Genomic DNA, 14,314 nt, shown 5'->3' on the forward strand with positions numbered 1-14,314 from the left:
GCTCACCAGATCGTGTAGCCGCCGTCGACCAGCAGGTCGGCGCCGTTGATCATGTCGCTGGCATTGGAGACCAGGAACAGGATCGCGGCGGCGATCTCATCGGTGTAGGCGAACCGCCCGGTGGGGATCAGGGTCTTCATCCGCTCGCCCTTCTCGCCCTCCCAGGCCGCCGCGCCCATCGGCGTTAGCACCACGGTGGGCGACACGCTGTTGACGGTGATGCCCTTCGGGCCCCACTCCTTGGCCATCGACTTGGTCATTCCCAGAAGACCCGCCTTGGCCGAGGTGTAGGCGCAGTGGTGGTCGATCGCCACGCTCGCCGCCTGGGAGGCGATGTTGACGATCTTGCCGCCGTGGCCGCTGGCGAGCAGGTGCCGTGCAGCGTGCTTGGCGCAGAGGAAAGGGCCGGTGAGGCAGACATCGAGCTGCCGGCGCCATTCATCGAGCGGGATCTGCTCGGCCGGGGTCAGCGTGATGGTGCCGGCGGCGTTGATCAGGATGTGCAGGTCGCCGAACGCCTCGACCACCGCCGCCACCGCGCCGGCCACGCTGGCCTCATCGGTGACGTCGCACTCGAAGGCGCGCACCCGGTCGGCGGGAAAGCCGGCAAGCACCTCGTCACGGCGGTGCGCCTCGAAGGCGGGATAGAGCACCGCGACCCGCGCGCCCTTGCCGAGCAGTGCCTGGTTGGTGGCGGTGGCGATGCCACCGAGACCGCCGGTGATGATCGCTACCTTGCCCTCGAGGGAAAAATCGAAATCGACGCCATAGCGCAGGCGGGTATCGTATTGGCTGGACATGCTCGAATGACTCCCAGATGTTCAAGATCGGCCGCGGCGCTGGCTCAGTTCATCGCCATGCCGCCGTCCACGTTGATCGCTTGGCCGGTGATGTAGCGCGCATCGTTCGAGGCGAGGAAGGCTACCGCCGCGGCGATGTCCTCGCCGCGGGCGGCGCGCTTCATCGGGATCCGCGATATCCACTCCTCGATCAGCTCCCCAGGGGCGTAGCGTTTCCCGTCACGGCTCAGTAGCGCCCCCCAGGCGCGGTCGTTGTAGTCCCACATCTCGGTCTCGACGATGCCGGGACAGATCGCGTTGACCGTGATCCCCTGGTCGGCGAACTCCTTGGCCAGGCTCTGGGTCAGGCCAAGCACGCCGAACTTGCTCGCCGCGTAGTGAGGGGTATAGATGAAACCCTGGCGCGCCTGACCCGAGGCCATATTGATCAGCGCGCCGCGCCCGGCCGGGCGCATGCACCTGATCGCCGCCTTGCAGCAGAGGAAGACCCCTTTGGCGTTGACGTCCATCACCAGGTCCCAGTCGCGCTCTTCGAGCGACGCAAGCGGCGCGATGGTGATCACGCCTGCGTTGTGCACCGAGACATCGACCCCTTCGAAGCGCGCCACCACCGCATCGAAGAACGACTCGACCTGGCTCGCATCGGTGACGTCGAGCTCGTGGGCGAAGACCTCGCCCCCCTGGGCCGCGAGCCGCTCGGCCGCGGCATGGATCTCAGCGCGGTTGGATGCGATCGCGAGCCGCGCACCCTCGCGGGCGAAGCGCTCGGCGATCGCAAGGCCAATACCGCGATCGGCGCCGGTCACCACCACTACCTTTCGTTCGAAACGTCGCATTGCATTGCTCCCTAGGGTCCTGGCATGCACTCGAAGCCGGGACGGGTCCGGCTCAGAGCCACTCGAGAATCCGCTGCGCGGTGAAGCGGTCGGTGATCAGGGTGTGGATCCAGCCACCGCGCGCGGCGCCGATGATCGCCTCGACCTTGTGGGCGCCGCCGGCCACGCCGATGCGCCGCTCGATCCGCTCGAGCATCCGCGGCTCGATCGAGATCACCCGCTGGTTCAAGGGGTGGTCGATCATTCGCCCATCGCGATCGAAGAAGCGCAGGCAGACATCGCCCACCGCACCGGTCTCGGCCAGGCTCGCCAGTTCCTGCTTCGAGAAGGTGTTGCCGCTGCGGGCGAGGAACTTCGATGGCTCCAGGGTGCCGATCCCGAGCAGTGCCAGCGAGACACGCTCGAACAGCCGCACGGTCTCCTGCACGTAGGGTTCGCTCAGCATCACCTGGCATGCCTGGGCAGAGCTCGCCATCCCGGCGACGTGCATGAAGTGCGCCCGTGCCCCTACCAGGGTCGAGATCCGACGGGTCAAGGTTTCAGCGAGGTGCTCGTCACCGCTGCTGGCCATGCCGCCGAGCAGTTGCACCACCTTCTCGGCCCGCAGCTCTGCGTTCGGTGACAGCCGCTCGCTCATCGCCTGCAGCGCCGAGCTCCACGAGGAGAGCCCGATCACCTCATCCGCACCGAGGGTCGATTCGAGATAGAAAGCGGCGGCTTCGCCGATCGAAGCGACGATCGCCTGCTCGGTATCGCTGCTGCACTCGTTGACCACCACCTCGCGCAGCCCGAGCGCCGCCGCCAGACGCTGCTCGAGCTCCGGATAGATGCCCTGCGGCGAGTGGATCGAGACGCTGACGATGCCCTCCCGGTGGGCTCGCTTGAGCAGCCGCGAGACGGTCGCTTGCGACACCGCAAGCCGGCTCGCGATCTCGACCTGGCGCATCCGCTCGATCCAATAGAGGTGCGCGGCCTTGGTCACCAGCCTCATCTCGAAGAGCGGGTTCATCAGGCCTCGGCCTCCATCGCGGCGGCCTCGCAGCCGCTGCCGGCCCGGTGCAGCGTGCGCTCGACCGCGACCAGCCAGCGCCGGTGGCGACGCTCGGCAGCGGCGACGTCGCGCGGCTCGATGCGCTCGCGCGCCGGCGCCAGGCGTTCGATCGCCTCCGGGTCGGGCCAGACACCGAGCGCCAGCCCAGCGAGGTAGGCGGCGCCGAGCGCCGAGAGCTCGGCGTGGCACGAGCGCCTGACCGGCAGCGCCAGGACATCGGCCTGGCGCTGCATCAGCCAATGATTGGCGCAGGCGCCACCGTCGACCCGCAGCTCAGTGATAGCGAGGGCCTCGCCGCTTGCGCAGTAGCGCATCGCATCGACCACGTCCCTGATCTGGTGGACGATCGAATCGAACGACGCACGGGCCAGTTCGGCACGGCTGGTCGAGAAGCTCAGCCCGTCGATCAATCCACTCAGGCCATTGACCCAGCGAGGCGCGCCCAATCCCACCATCGCCGGCACCAGGATCGCGGCATCCTCCCCGTCGGCCTCGCGGGCCAGCGCGGCCAGCCGCGCGACCGAACCATCGAGTCCGAGCAGCTGCGCCATCCAAGGCAGGATCGAGGCGCTGACGGTGACATTGCCCTCGAGCGCATAGCAGCGCTCGCCGCCCAGCTGCCATGCGATAGTGGTGGCCAGGCCCGGCAGCGTGCGGGCTACACCGTGCGTCGCACTCATCACCGAGGAGCCGGTGCCGAAGGTCGCCTTGACCACCCCGGGGAGGAAACCGCCCTGGGCGAACAGTGCGGCGTGGGAGTCGCCGATCAGCGCGCCGATCGGAACCCCGCCGGGCAGCCGCCCGCAGGCGCGGGTGACGCCGAAGCGATGCGCCGAGGAGTGGATAGTGGGCAGGTTCTCGATCGCCACGCCGAACAGCTCGGCAAGCTCGGGCGACCATTGGCCGCTGGCGATATCGCAAAGTTGGGTACGGGAAGCGTTGGAGGCATCGGTGGCATGCACGGCGCCGCCGCTCAGCTGCCACAGCAGCCAGCTGTCGACATTGCCGAGCCGGACTCGCTCGCGCGGCGTATCCCGCGCGGCGTGGTCGAGCAGCCAGCGCATTTTGCTCGCCGAGAACAGCGGATCGATCGGCAGGCCAGTGACGCTGCGGATCCATGCATCCAGGCCATCCTCGACCAACCGCTCGCAGTGCGCCTCGGTACGCCGGCACTGCCAGCCGATCACCGGCCCAAGCGGACGGCCATCCCGCGCATCCCAGGCCAGCGCCGACTCCCGCTGCGCGCTGATACCGATGCCGACCAATGACACCGGACCGCAAGCCTCCAGGCAGCGCTCGATCGCGCAGAGCACCGCCTGCCACAGCTCGCTCGCCGACTGCTCCACCCAGCCCGCGCGCGGGAAGCGGCAGGCCACCGCGCACTGGCCGAGCGCCAGCGGCGTACCGTCGAGCCCGACCAGCAGCGCCTTGGCGTTGGTGGTGCCCTGGTCGATGGCGAGCAGGGCGGGCGTCGCCGCGCTCATTTCGCCACCAGCGGCTCGCCGACCAGCCGCTGCGCGGCGTCGACGATACCGTCCACCGACATGCCGACGTGATCGAGCAGGAAGTTCGCCTCACCGGTGGGTGCGAAATCCTCGAAGCCCATCAGCTTCATTCGGCACGGCGCCTCGGCGACCACCGCCTCGGCCACCGCGGAGCCCATCCCGCCGCGCACGCTGTGCTCTTCGAGGGTCAGGATCGCCCCGGTCTGCTGCGCCGCGCGCACGATCTCCCGGCGATCCAGCGGGGCGATGCTCGCCAGATTCAACACCCGCGCCTCGAGGCCCAGGTCGCTGAGCCGCTCGGCGGCCTCGAGCGCGCGGTGGACCAAGACCCCGCAGGCGATCAGGGTCAGATCTGCGCCATCGCGCAGCACCTGCGCCCGGCCAGGCTCATAGCGGTAGCGCTCGTCGAGCAGCCGTGGCACGCCGATCCGGCTCAGGCGCAGGAACACCGGTCCCTCGGCGGCATAGGCGTAGCGAACGGCGGCAGCGGTCTCGACCGGGTCGGCGGGGACGATGATCTCGAGCCCGGGCAGCACCCGGGTCCAGGCGAGGTCCTCGATCGAGTGATGGGTCGGCCCGAGCTCGCCGTAGGCGACTCCGCTGCTGATCCCGCAGAGCACCACTTGGGCCTGGGAATAGACGATGTCGGCCTTGATCTGCTCGAGCGCTCTGCCGGTAAGGAAGCAGGAAGCGGCGCAGACGAACGGCTTGTGCCCGGCATTGGCGAGCCCCGCACCGACGCCGACCAGGGTCTGCTCGGCGATGCCGACGTTGATCAACCGCTCGGGCCAGCGCCGGCGAAAGCCGGTCAGCTTGCTCGAGCCGATCGAATCGTTGACCACCGCGACGATGCGCGGGTCCTGTTCGGCCAGCTCCTCGAGGGTGGCGACGAACGCGTCCCGACAATCGAACAGCTCGCTCATGACGCCACCTCCAGCTCAGCGAGCGCGGTGGCCAGCTGCTCGCGGCTCGGCACCTTGTGGTGCCACTCGACACGATCGCGGATGAACGATACCCCTTGGCCTTTCACCGTGGCGGCGATCAGGCAGCGCGGCCGCCCGCTGGTATTCGGCGAGGAGAGCAGGCTTTCGAGCGCGGCGTGGTCGTGTCCATCGACCTCGTGGGTCTCCCAGCCGAATGCCGCGAATCGCTCGGCGAGCGGCTCCATGCTGGTCACCGCCGAGGTCCGGTCGCCCTGCTGGAGCTGGTTGCGATCGACGATCAAGGTCAGGTTGTCGAGGCGCTGGTGGGCGGCGCTCATCATCGCTTCCCAGTTGCTGCCCTCCTGCAGCTCACCGTCGCCGACCACCACGAAGACCCGCCAATCGGCGCCGCTCAGCTTGCCGCCGATGGCGATGCCGGTGGCGACCGGCAGCCCGTGGCCGAGCGGGCCGGTGCTGGTTTCCACCCCGGGCAGCTTGCGATTGCAAGGATGGCCATTGAGCCGTGAAAGGGGCGCGGCGAAGCTCGCCAGCTCCTCGATCGGCAGGAAGCCCGCATAGGCCAGGGTGGTGTAGAGCGCTACCGAACAGTGTCCTTTGCTGAGCACGAAGCGATCACGGGACTCGGCGTGAGGATCGGTGGGATCGACGCGCAGAACGCCGAAATAGAGCGTGCCGAGAATATCGATGACGGAAAGATCGCCGCCGACGTGCCCCATCCTGGCATTGACGATGGTGGTCAATAACGTGCCGCGCATTTTCTGACACAGATCGGGGATGTCCTCGGTCGTTAATCGCGAAGGCAGAGGCATGGCACGCTCCTTTGAATAAATATTCATGCTGTGCATATATATTTCACGCCATTAATCACCGCCCCGCCTGGCCAGGTCAATGGGTCCGAGGACCAAATCAGAGCAACTTTGGTCTATTCAACTTTTATACTTTTTACAATACGATCAAAAACTTATACTTATGCTCGCCTGGGGTATTTTATTTATCCAGAGGAACATGAATATTTATTCACCCCTTCTTTCGAGTTCGCCCCCAACAAGTAACTTCGAAACCCACGGGTATCGAGCCGAACGCAAGGCTTCGCCGGTGCCAGCAGAGGTTGATGACAACCCCCTTTGACCCAGCGACGTCTTCCACGTGCCATCTACGAATGCTCAGTCAGCAGTCTGCGGCGGCGCCCCGAGGGGCGCCGCCGTCATTCAAGCGAGGTCTTGCCTGGCTGCTCAGTCGCCGCGCAGCCAGCCGTTCAGGCGCGCCTCGAGAGTATCGAGCCCCTGGCGCGCGAGGGAGGAGAAGAGCTGCACTTCGACCTGCTCGGTGCGCCCGGCCAGGGCGCGTTCGACCTGGCGCAGCGCGTTGGTCGCCGCGCCGCGCTTGAGCTTGTCCGCCTTGGTCAGCAGCAGGTGCAGCGGCAGTCCGGCCTGCTCGGCCCAGCCGAGCATCATCTGGTCGAACTCGGTGAGCGGATGGCGCACGTCCATCAGCAGCACCACGCCCTTGAGCGCCTGACGATGCTGGAGATAGTCGGCGAGATGGCGCTGCCACTCGAGCTTGACCGATTCGGGCACTTTGGCGAAGCCATAGCCGGGCAGGTCGACCAGCCGACGCTGGTCGTCGAGCGCGAAGAAGTTGATCAGCTGGGTGCGCCCAGGCGTCTTCGAAGTGCGCGCCAGCGCTTTCTGCCCGGTGAGGGTATTGATCGCGCTCGACTTGCCGGCGTTGGAGCGGCCGGCGAAAGCGACCTCGGCACCGCTGTCCTGGGGACAGGTAGCGAGCGTCGGCGCGCTGATCAAAAAGCGCGCGGCACGATAGTTGAGAGATACGGCGCGTTCGGCGCTCGGTCGATCCGACATGCTGGATATCCTGCCCGCGATGGAGCTTGGCTTGCCCGGGCTGGGGTTGGGGCCCGGTGGGTGAGCCGCCCGCCCTCGGTTGCGCACCGATGGAGCTGTGGACGGTGATTCGATTCGCTTCGAAAGACGCTTGGATCGCGCGTCCCTAGGGCTAAAGTGTACCATTGAGTCCAGGATCGCGCGCCCGGCGGGGTTCAACCCCCGAGCGGCGAAGATGCACCAGTGGAACCGATCGGCCGAGTATCGCTCTAACCCAGCGGTGCGCGGCTCGAGTGCTCGGTGCAGCCAGCGCGAGGATGTCCATCATCAGGAGAACGAGAGCAATGCTGAAGAAACTGGCGACCATCGCCTTCGCCGCCGGTCTGAGCGCAATCGCCGCCACCGCGAGCGCCCAATCGAACCCGGGCTACACGGTACTCGACCAGCCGGTCAGCCATGACACCGCCGACGGCAAGGTCCTGGTCCAGGAAGTGTTCTGGTACGGCTGCCCCCATTGCTATGCGCTGGAGCCCGACTTCGAGCAGTGGGCGAGCGAACAGCCCGATGATATCGACGTCGAGCGCCTGCCCGGCACCATGGGACGCAACTGGGTGACCCACGCCCGCGCCTACTATACGGCCGAGGATCTCGGCATCCTCGATCAGACCCACAAGCCGTTCTTCGATGCGATCCATAAGAACGGCCAGCCGCTGGACAGTGACGCTGCGATCGCCAAATTCTATGCTGATTACGGGGTCAGCGAGCAGCAGGCCCAGGAGACGCTGGAGTCGTTCGGGGTGAAGAGCCAGGTCAACCAGGCGCATGCCCAAATGCGCGCCTACCAGCTGATGGGCGTACCGGCGATCGTCATCGACGGCACCTACGTGATCACTCCGAGCACCGCAGGCGGGCTGACCAACATGCTCACCGTCGCCGATCAGGTGATCGAACGAGTGCGCAGCGAACAGGCTTCGAATTGAATCCAGCGGTCGGCGGCCCCAGCGCCGCCGACCGCTGCCAGCCAGGAGGATCGATCGAGTTGAACGATGCACGCAAGGAAGCCGGTCCTTCACACCCGACGAGCGCGGGCATACAGGCGGCACCGGCTCCTCGCAGAATCAAGCTGATGACCTTCAATCTCCAGGTCGGCATCAGCACCCGAGCCTACTACCAGTATCTCACCAACGGCTGGCAGCACTTCCTGCCCAACGCCAAGCGCGGCAAACGCCTGGCGTTGATCGGCGAACTGCTGCGCGGCTACGACCTGGTCGCACTGCAGGAGGTCGACGGCGGCAGCTTTCGCTCCGGCAACATCAACCAGATCGACTATCTCGCCAGCCGCGCCGACATGCCGTACCGCTTCCAGCAGCTCAACCGCAATCTCGGCCGGTTCGCGCAGCACAGCAACGGGCTGCTCTGCCGGCTGCCCGCGGCGCGGGTGGAAAACCACCGCCTGCCGGGGCCGCCGGGGCGCGGTGCGATACACGCACGCTTCGGTATCGGTGACGACGCCCTGCACGTGTTCGTCGCCCATCTGGCGCTGGGCGCCAAGACCCAGGCCCGCCAGCTCGACTACCTCAGCGAGCTGATCTCGCCACTGCGCCATGTGGTGCTGATGGGCGATCTTAATTGCACCGTCGAGCAGATGCGCAAGCATCCACGCTTCTTCGAATCCATCGATCTCCAACCGCTCGAAGCGCTGCTGAGCTATCCGGCCTGGCAGCCGAAGCGTGCGCTCGACCACATTTTGATCTCGAGCACCCTGACCGTGCGCCAGTACAGCGTGCTCGACCAGCTGTTCTCCGACCACCTGCCGGTAGCCGCCGAGATCGAGCTGCCCGAGGCCTGCGCCGTCGCGCTCGACGAGGCCTCCGATATCTGGATACCGCCGCCCAAGACCGTGCTGGTCTAGGGCGGCGCCGCTCAGCCGAACAGGCCGTAGAGCGTAGCCGAGATCGCCACCACCCCAACCACGACGACGAACGGGTTGGAAGGGGCTCGGCGATAGCGAGCCAGCGCCGGCACGGTGGCGATCGCGATCATCGGCATCAAGAACAGCAGCGCCGCGATCACCGGACCACCAAGCCCCTCGATCAGGCCGAGAATGCTCGGATCCAGCGTTGCGACACCCCAGCAGACCGCGGCGATCCCAAGCGCGCAGCCCCATTCGAACGTCCGCCCCAGCCCGCCCCCATGGCGCCCGCCGAGCAGGCCGCGCAGGCCCTCCCGCGCACCGATGTAGTGGCCGAGGAACGACTTGCCGATGGCGATGAAGGCGATCAACGGCGCGGCCAGCGCGATCAGCGGGGTGTCGAGGCGATTGGCGAGATAGGACAGGATCGACACGTTCTGTGCCTTGGCCGCGGAGAGATCGGCCGGGGTCAAGGTCATCACGCAGCTGAACACGAAGAACATAACCGTGACCACCATCATCAGATGGGCGATCGCCAGCAGCCGCGACGCCTGCTGGGAGGCCGCGGCGCCATAGCGGCGATGCTGGTCGACGGCGAAGGCCGAGATCATCGGCGAGTGATTGAACGAGAATACCATCACCGGCACCGCCAGCCACAGGGTCAGCGACAGACCACCGAAGTCGATCGGCGCACCGGCGGACGCGAGGAAGGCGCCGTCCCAATGCGGGATCAAGAACAGCGCCAGTGCGATCAGCGCGGCGATGAATGGATAGACCAGCATGCTCATCGCACGCAGGATCAGCCGCTGGCCGCCGCGTGCGACCAGCACCAGCGAGGCGATCAGCATCGCGGCCAGCCAGGCGCGCGGCGGCGCGCTCAAGCCAAGCTGGTGCTCGATGAAGCTCTGCACGGTGTTGGTGATCGCCACGCTATAGACCAGCAGGATCGGGAAGATCGCGAAGAAATAGAGCAGCGTCACCGCCCGCCCGAGGGTAGCACCGAAGTGGCGCTTGAGCGTGTCGGTGATGTCGACGTCCCCCGCCTCGGCGCCGGAGAGCACGAAGCGGGTCAAGCCACGGTGGGCGAAGAAGGTGATCGGAAAGGCGAGCAGCGCGATCATCAAAAGCGGCCAGAACCCTCCGATTCCTGCGTTGATCGGTAAAAAAAGCGTCCCTGCACCGACCGCCGTGCCGTAGAGACCGAGAATCCAATGCACGTCACGCCGGTCGAGCGCGGCGGGGGTGGATTGTACGAAGGAGCGGTCCTGCTCGACCGCGCTGCGGGTTTCTTTCATCGTCAGGCGTTCCGCGAGGCTGGCTGTTCGTCTCACTGGCGCAGGCACGCCGGCGAAGACGAAGCGATTCTTGAAACCGCGCATGTTAGCCGACGAACCAACTTGGTGCGACCGTTCAGCGCCTCGCCCATACCAAGGTACTACTCAAAGGCAATCCAAGGTAATACTCGACGCCCCTCCCGGGTTGCACTCGCGCCAGCACGGGCGGCGCCCAAGATGAGCGATCAACCCCGCTCGGGTATCAAGCGCGGGGCCGCAGCTCGATCACCCCGGCGGGCGCCAGCGGCGCGAGCATGCGATGCTCACCGAGCGGCGTACCCAGCAGCGAAGCGAGCAGGATCGACAATGGATCGCCATGGCTCACCACCAGCAGCGTGGTCGCAGGCGAGGACGCCGCATCCCACCGCTCGAGCGCGTCGCGCATCCTCGCCGCTACCGCTTCCAGGCTCTCCACCCCGAAGTCGCGATGGGAAGCGTCGACGGCATCGCGCGCCCATACCTCGCTGTAGCGAGCGTCCGGACCGCCCTCGAGCTCCCCGAAGCCGCGCTCGCGCAGCGCCTCGTCGGCGCTAATCGCGAGCTCGAATCGCTTCGCTACCGCCTGCGCGGTCTCCAGCGCGCGCTTGAACGGCGAGTGGACGATGCGGGTAGGCACCGTCCAGCGCCATTCGTCGAGCCGGCGATCGAGCTGCACGCGTCCCAGCTCGGAGAGTCCATAGTGGGCCACCGCGACCCGAGGGTCGCTGATGATCAATCCGGCAGCGTTGGCCTCACTGTGGGCATGGCGCATCAGCAGTACCCTGCCGCGTAGGCCCGGCACGATGCAGGGCCGCCCCTCGGTCAGCGACATACGTGGTCTCCTTGGGTGATAGACTTGATTGAAAAGATTGGGTGGAAAGAAATGCGCACGCAGCGCCAGACATTGGTCTATCGACGCCCTGGCCAGGTATTGCCCTGCGATACGATGTCCCGGCCAACTTTCGGCCGTCGCGCTGCTGCTCGTCGATCGAAAGCCAAGCTTAAAACTCACCGACTAGGATCAAGCCGTCCCTAGTCCACCACACGGATGCGTCCGCTCATGCTTCGTCGTCTCGCCTTTGCTCCTGCCCTTGCCCTTGCGCTCCTCGCCGCTCCGCTGGCCCAGGCCGCCACTTTCGTCTTCACCGCGATCCCCGATGAAGACGAGACGCGCCTGCAAGAGCGGTTCCAGAAGGTCGCCGACTACCTCTCTGAAGAGCTCGATGTAGAGGTACGCTTCATACCGGTGAACTCCTACGCGGCGGCGGTCACCGCCTTTCGCAACGACCAAGTGCAGCTGGCCTGGTTCGGCGGTCTCTCAGGGGTGCAGGCCCGTGAGCGGGTGCCCGGCTCGCAGGCGATCGCCCAGGGCGTCGAAGACGCGGCCTTCACTACTTACTTCATCGCCCACCGCAGCACAGGTCTCGAGCCTGCGGACACGCTGCCGGAGGAGATCCGTGGTATGACCTTCACCTTCGGTTCGATGGGCTCGACCTCCGGGCGGCTGATGCCTGAATACTACCTGCGCGAGCGCTTCGGCGTGGCGCCGGACGAGCTCTTCTCGCGGGTCGGCTACAGCGGCAACCATAGCCGCACCGCCTCGCTGGTCGCTTCGGGCGCCTACCAGCTCGGCGCGCTGAACTACACCGCCTGGGAGAATGAGGTCGAAGCCGGCAACATCGATCCCGAAGCGGTACGGGTGATCTGGCAGACCCCGACCTATCCCGACTACCAATGGTCCATTCGCGGCGACGTCGATGCACGCTATGGCGAAGGCTTCACCGACCGGGTGCGCCAGGCCCTGCTCGATATGGACGATCCTGAACTGCTGGCCAGCTTCCCGCGCGAGGGCTTCATCCCGGCGAGCAACGAGGACTACGCTCCCATCCGCGAAACCGGCATCGCACTGGGCCTGATCGACGAATGAGCCAGCTGGCGCTGCACGATGCGACCGCCAGCTACGGCGACCGTGCGGTACTCGGGCCGCTCGACCTGACCCTGGCACCCGGAGAGCGGGTGGCGCTGGTCGGCAAGAGCGGTGCCGGCAAGTCGACGCTCTTGAGCCTCATGCACACTCACTGGCGGCAACAGGGCGTGGCCCTGATGCCCCAGGAGCTCGGCCTGGTACCGACCCTGACGGTGTTCCACAACGTCTTCATCGGTCGCCTGCACACCCATCCGGGCTGGTACAACCTGATCACCCTCGCCCGCCCCTTCAGGCGCGACGTCGAGGCGGTCATGCCACTGCTGGCGCGCCTCGGTATCGCGGACAAGTGCTGGTCACCGGCAGGTGAACTCTCCGGCGGCCAGCGCCAGCGGGTCGCGGCGGGCCGTGCGCTGTTCCAGGCGGGCGCTGCGCTGCTCGCCGACGAGCCGGTCTCGGCGCTGGACGGCCCGCAGGCCGAGGTGGTGATGACCGCCCTTACCGAGGCCTATCCCACCGCCGTGCTGGCGATGCACGACCTGGACCTGGCGCTGCGCTTTTGCGACCGGGTGATCGGTATCAGCGACGGCGCCATCGCCATCGACCAGCCCAGCCTCCGGCTCAGCGCCGGGGATCTGCTGGCGCTCTACTGAGCACGCCCCGGGATGCGCTACTCGCCAACCGTCAGAACCACGCTGGGCTTCATCGCACTCGCCCTGCTCTGCCTGTGGTTCGCCGATCTGTCGATCACCACCGTCGACCCCTGGCGCGAACTGACCAGGCTGTTCCTCGGCCTGGTGCAACCGGACTTCGCCGCGGTGGATTTCGTCGGCGTGGCGATCCTGCGCACGCTGGCGTTCGCCTTCACCGGCGTGGCCCTGGGCGCCGGCGCGGGGCTGCTGCTGGCGCTGGCATTCCGCTACCGGCTGACGCGCACCCTGTGCGCGTTCGTGCGCGCCATCCATGAACTGTTCTGGGCGCTGATCTTCCTGCAATTCTTCGGCCTGCACCCGCTCACCGGGGTACTGGCGATCGCCATCCCGTACGCGGGTATCTTCGCCAAGGTCTACGCCGAGATTCTCGACGAGACCGACCCCCACCCCGCGCGCACGCTGCCCCATGGCACCGGCTGGGTCTCGGGGCTGGCCTTCACCCGGATCAGCCAAGCCTGGCCTCACCTGGTCAGCTACACCTCCTACCGCCTCGAATGCGGGCTACGCTCCAGCGCGGTGCTCGGCTTCGTCGGCCTGCCGACGCTCGGCTACTACCTCGAGTCCTCGTTCGCCCAGGGCCGCTATGGCTCGGTGGGGGCGCTGCTGATCCTGTTCTACCTGCTGATAGCGACGATCAGGCTCTGGGTCCGCCCCCGGCTGCTGCCGTTCTACCTGATCGCCGCGCCCTTCCTGCTCGGCGGCGGCATGCCGATCATGTGGGACAACGTGGCGCGGTTCTTCACCGAGGACATCATTCCCGCGCCGCTGCGCAGGGGCGAAGGCGCAAGCGGCCTTGGCCCGTGGCTCAGCGACCTGATCTTGCACCAGGCACTGCCAGGCCTCTGGAACACCCTGGTCCTGACCCAGATCGCGCTGGTGCTCACAGGGGCGCTAGCGATGCTGCTGTTCCCGCTGATCTCGCGGCACTTCACCGGCCGCCTGGGCGGCACCGCGGGACATCTGCTGCTGGTGATCCTGCGCTCGACCCCGGAGTACCTGCTCGCCTTCATCCTGCTGCAGCTGTGGGGCCCTTCAATGCTGCCGGCGGTAGTGGCGCTGGCGCTGCACAACGGCGGCATCATCGGTCACCTGCTCGGCCAGCGCAGCAACCAGATCACGCTGCGCGCCGACGCGCCCAGCGGACTGAACCGCTATGCCTATGAGATCGTCCCAAGGCTCTATGGCCCTTTCCTCGCGCTGCTCTTCTACCGCTGGGAGATCATCATGCGCGAGACCGCGATCCTCGGCATTCTCGGCATTGCCACGCTCGGCTTCTTCGTCAACAGCGCGATCCAGGAGATCCGTTTCGATCGCGCCATGGTCCTGATCCTGATCACCGCCCTGCTCAACATCGCAGTCGACATCCTCGCTCGCCGGCTGCGCGCCCACCTGCGGCTGCGCCATAGCGTCCAGGCCCAGGGCTGCTAGCCCGAAAAGAAGAGCCCCGGTCCGCTATGCGGGCCGGGGCTCGGCTG

General features: G+C 66.7%; 14 protein-coding genes. 5 read left to right on the forward strand and 9 right to left on the reverse strand.

Features of this window, described 5'->3' with window-relative positions:
- Positions 1 to 2: 2 nt before the first annotated feature.
- The 7 genes from Q376_RS0117285 to yihA form a co-directional block, all read right to left on the reverse strand.
- Entirely contained in the window at positions 3 to 800 is a 798-nt protein-coding gene (locus Q376_RS0117285; protein WP_027351369.1) for a GolD/DthD family dehydrogenase, read from the reverse strand.
- 44 nt (positions 801 to 844) lie between these two features.
- Positions 845 to 1,636: an SDR family NAD(P)-dependent oxidoreductase gene (locus Q376_RS0117290; RefSeq protein WP_027351370.1), complete on the reverse strand. Its 792-nt coding sequence runs from the start codon at positions 1,634 to 1,636 to the stop codon at positions 845 to 847.
- Positions 1,637 to 1,688: 52 nt separating this feature from the next.
- Entirely contained in the window at positions 1,689 to 2,645 is a 957-nt protein-coding gene (locus Q376_RS0117295) for a sugar-binding transcriptional regulator (protein ID WP_027351371.1), read from the reverse strand.
- A complete protein-coding gene (locus tag Q376_RS23260; protein ID WP_052365474.1) occupies positions 2,645 to 4,171 on the reverse strand; it encodes an FGGY family carbohydrate kinase in 1,527 nt (508 codons plus the stop codon). Before Q376_RS23260 ends, Q376_RS0117295 begins: the two co-directional genes overlap by 1 nt.
- Positions 4,168 to 5,115: a transketolase family protein gene (locus Q376_RS0117305; protein ID WP_027351372.1), complete on the reverse strand. Its 948-nt coding sequence runs from the start codon at positions 5,113 to 5,115 to the stop codon at positions 4,168 to 4,170. The genes Q376_RS23260 and Q376_RS0117305 overlap by 4 nt, the downstream gene beginning before the upstream one ends.
- Positions 5,112 to 5,945, reverse strand: a complete 834-nt coding sequence (locus Q376_RS0117310) for a transketolase (RefSeq protein ID WP_027351373.1) — start codon at positions 5,943 to 5,945, stop codon at positions 5,112 to 5,114. Before Q376_RS0117310 ends, Q376_RS0117305 begins: the two co-directional genes overlap by 4 nt.
- 423 nt (positions 5,946 to 6,368) lie before the next feature.
- Entirely contained in the window at positions 6,369 to 6,998 is a 630-nt protein-coding gene (gene yihA / locus Q376_RS0117315; RefSeq protein WP_052365475.1) for a ribosome biogenesis GTP-binding protein YihA/YsxC, read from the reverse strand.
- 323 nt (positions 6,999 to 7,321) lie between these two features.
- Between yihA and Q376_RS0117320 the strand changes: the two genes are divergently transcribed.
- Positions 7,322 to 7,957 (forward strand): thiol:disulfide interchange protein DsbA/DsbL, encoded by a 636-nt coding sequence (locus Q376_RS0117320; protein WP_043448462.1) that lies wholly within the window; start codon positions 7,322 to 7,324, stop codon positions 7,955 to 7,957.
- 146 nt (positions 7,958 to 8,103) lie between these two features.
- A complete protein-coding gene (locus Q376_RS23265; RefSeq protein ID WP_052365489.1) occupies positions 8,104 to 8,889 on the forward strand; it encodes an endonuclease/exonuclease/phosphatase family protein in 786 nt (261 codons plus the stop codon).
- A gap of 11 nt (positions 8,890 to 8,900) precedes the next feature.
- On the opposite strand, the gene Q376_RS0117330 is transcribed toward Q376_RS23265, so the two are convergent.
- Together Q376_RS0117330 and Q376_RS23270 are read right to left on the reverse strand one after the other, a co-directional pair.
- Positions 8,901 to 10,184 carry an SLC5/6 family protein gene (locus Q376_RS0117330; RefSeq protein WP_027351376.1) on the reverse strand — a complete coding sequence of 428 codons (1,284 nt, stop codon included), beginning with the start codon at positions 10,182 to 10,184 and terminating at the stop codon, positions 8,901 to 8,903.
- 241 nt (positions 10,185 to 10,425) lie between these two features.
- Positions 10,426 to 11,034 carry a histidine phosphatase family protein gene (locus Q376_RS23270; protein WP_052365476.1) on the reverse strand — a complete coding sequence of 203 codons (609 nt, stop codon included), beginning with the start codon at positions 11,032 to 11,034 and terminating at the stop codon, positions 10,426 to 10,428.
- Between the two features lie 216 nt (positions 11,035 to 11,250).
- Between Q376_RS23270 and Q376_RS0117340 the strand changes: the two genes are divergently transcribed.
- From Q376_RS0117340 to Q376_RS0117350, 3 genes are read left to right on the forward strand one after another with little or no spacing between them, the layout of a single operon-like run.
- Entirely contained in the window at positions 11,251 to 12,129 is an 879-nt protein-coding gene (locus tag Q376_RS0117340) for a putative selenate ABC transporter substrate-binding protein (protein WP_027351377.1), read from the forward strand.
- Positions 12,126 to 12,779, forward strand: coding sequence for an ATP-binding cassette domain-containing protein (locus tag Q376_RS0117345; RefSeq protein WP_027351378.1), 654 nt, complete (start codon positions 12,126 to 12,128; stop codon positions 12,777 to 12,779). Before Q376_RS0117340 ends, Q376_RS0117345 begins: the two co-directional genes overlap by 4 nt.
- Before the next feature lie 12 nt (positions 12,780 to 12,791).
- Entirely contained in the window at positions 12,792 to 14,267 is a 1,476-nt protein-coding gene (locus tag Q376_RS0117350) for a PhnE/PtxC family ABC transporter permease (protein ID WP_027351379.1), read from the forward strand.
- The last annotated feature ends 47 nt before the right edge of the window (positions 14,268 to 14,314 follow it).

Origin of the sequence: Halotalea alkalilenta DSM 17697, from assembly GCF_000621205.1 — a bacterium.
Lineage (GTDB): Bacteria > Pseudomonadota > Gammaproteobacteria > Pseudomonadales > Halomonadaceae > Halotalea > Halotalea alkalilenta.

Coding starts and splice junctions, on each gene's coding strand:
- Q376_RS0117285 (WP_027351369.1), bottom strand. CDS start 800: ATGTCCAGCCAATACGATACCCGCCTGCGCTATGGCGTCGATTTCGAT.
- Q376_RS0117290 (WP_027351370.1), bottom strand. CDS start 1,636: ATGCGACGTTTCGAACGAAAGGTAGTGGTGGTGACCGGCGCCGATCGC.
- Q376_RS0117295 (WP_027351371.1), bottom strand. CDS start 2,645: ATGAACCCGCTCTTCGAGATGAGGCTGGTGACCAAGGCCGCGCACCTC.
- Q376_RS23260 (WP_052365474.1), bottom strand. CDS start 4,171: ATGAGCGCGGCGACGCCCGCCCTGCTCGCCATCGACCAGGGCACCACC.
- Q376_RS0117305 (WP_027351372.1), bottom strand. CDS start 5,115: ATGAGCGAGCTGTTCGATTGTCGGGACGCGTTCGTCGCCACCCTCGAG.
- Q376_RS0117310 (WP_027351373.1), bottom strand. CDS start 5,945: ATGCCTCTGCCTTCGCGATTAACGACCGAGGACATCCCCGATCTGTGT.
- yihA (WP_052365475.1), bottom strand. CDS start 6,998: ATGTCGGATCGACCGAGCGCCGAACGCGCCGTATCTCTCAACTATCGT.
- Q376_RS0117320 (WP_043448462.1), top strand. CDS start 7,322: ATGCTGAAGAAACTGGCGACCATCGCCTTCGCCGCCGGTCTGAGCGCA.
- Q376_RS23265 (WP_052365489.1), top strand. CDS start 8,104: ATGACCTTCAATCTCCAGGTCGGCATCAGCACCCGAGCCTACTACCAG.
- Q376_RS0117330 (WP_027351376.1), bottom strand. CDS start 10,184: ATGAAAGAAACCCGCAGCGCGGTCGAGCAGGACCGCTCCTTCGTACAA.
- Q376_RS23270 (WP_052365476.1), bottom strand. CDS start 11,034: ATGTCGCTGACCGAGGGGCGGCCCTGCATCGTGCCGGGCCTACGCGGC.
- Q376_RS0117340 (WP_027351377.1), top strand. CDS start 11,251: ATGCGTCCGCTCATGCTTCGTCGTCTCGCCTTTGCTCCTGCCCTTGCC.
- Q376_RS0117345 (WP_027351378.1), top strand. CDS start 12,126: ATGAGCCAGCTGGCGCTGCACGATGCGACCGCCAGCTACGGCGACCGT.
- Q376_RS0117350 (WP_027351379.1), top strand. CDS start 12,792: ATGCGCTACTCGCCAACCGTCAGAACCACGCTGGGCTTCATCGCACTC.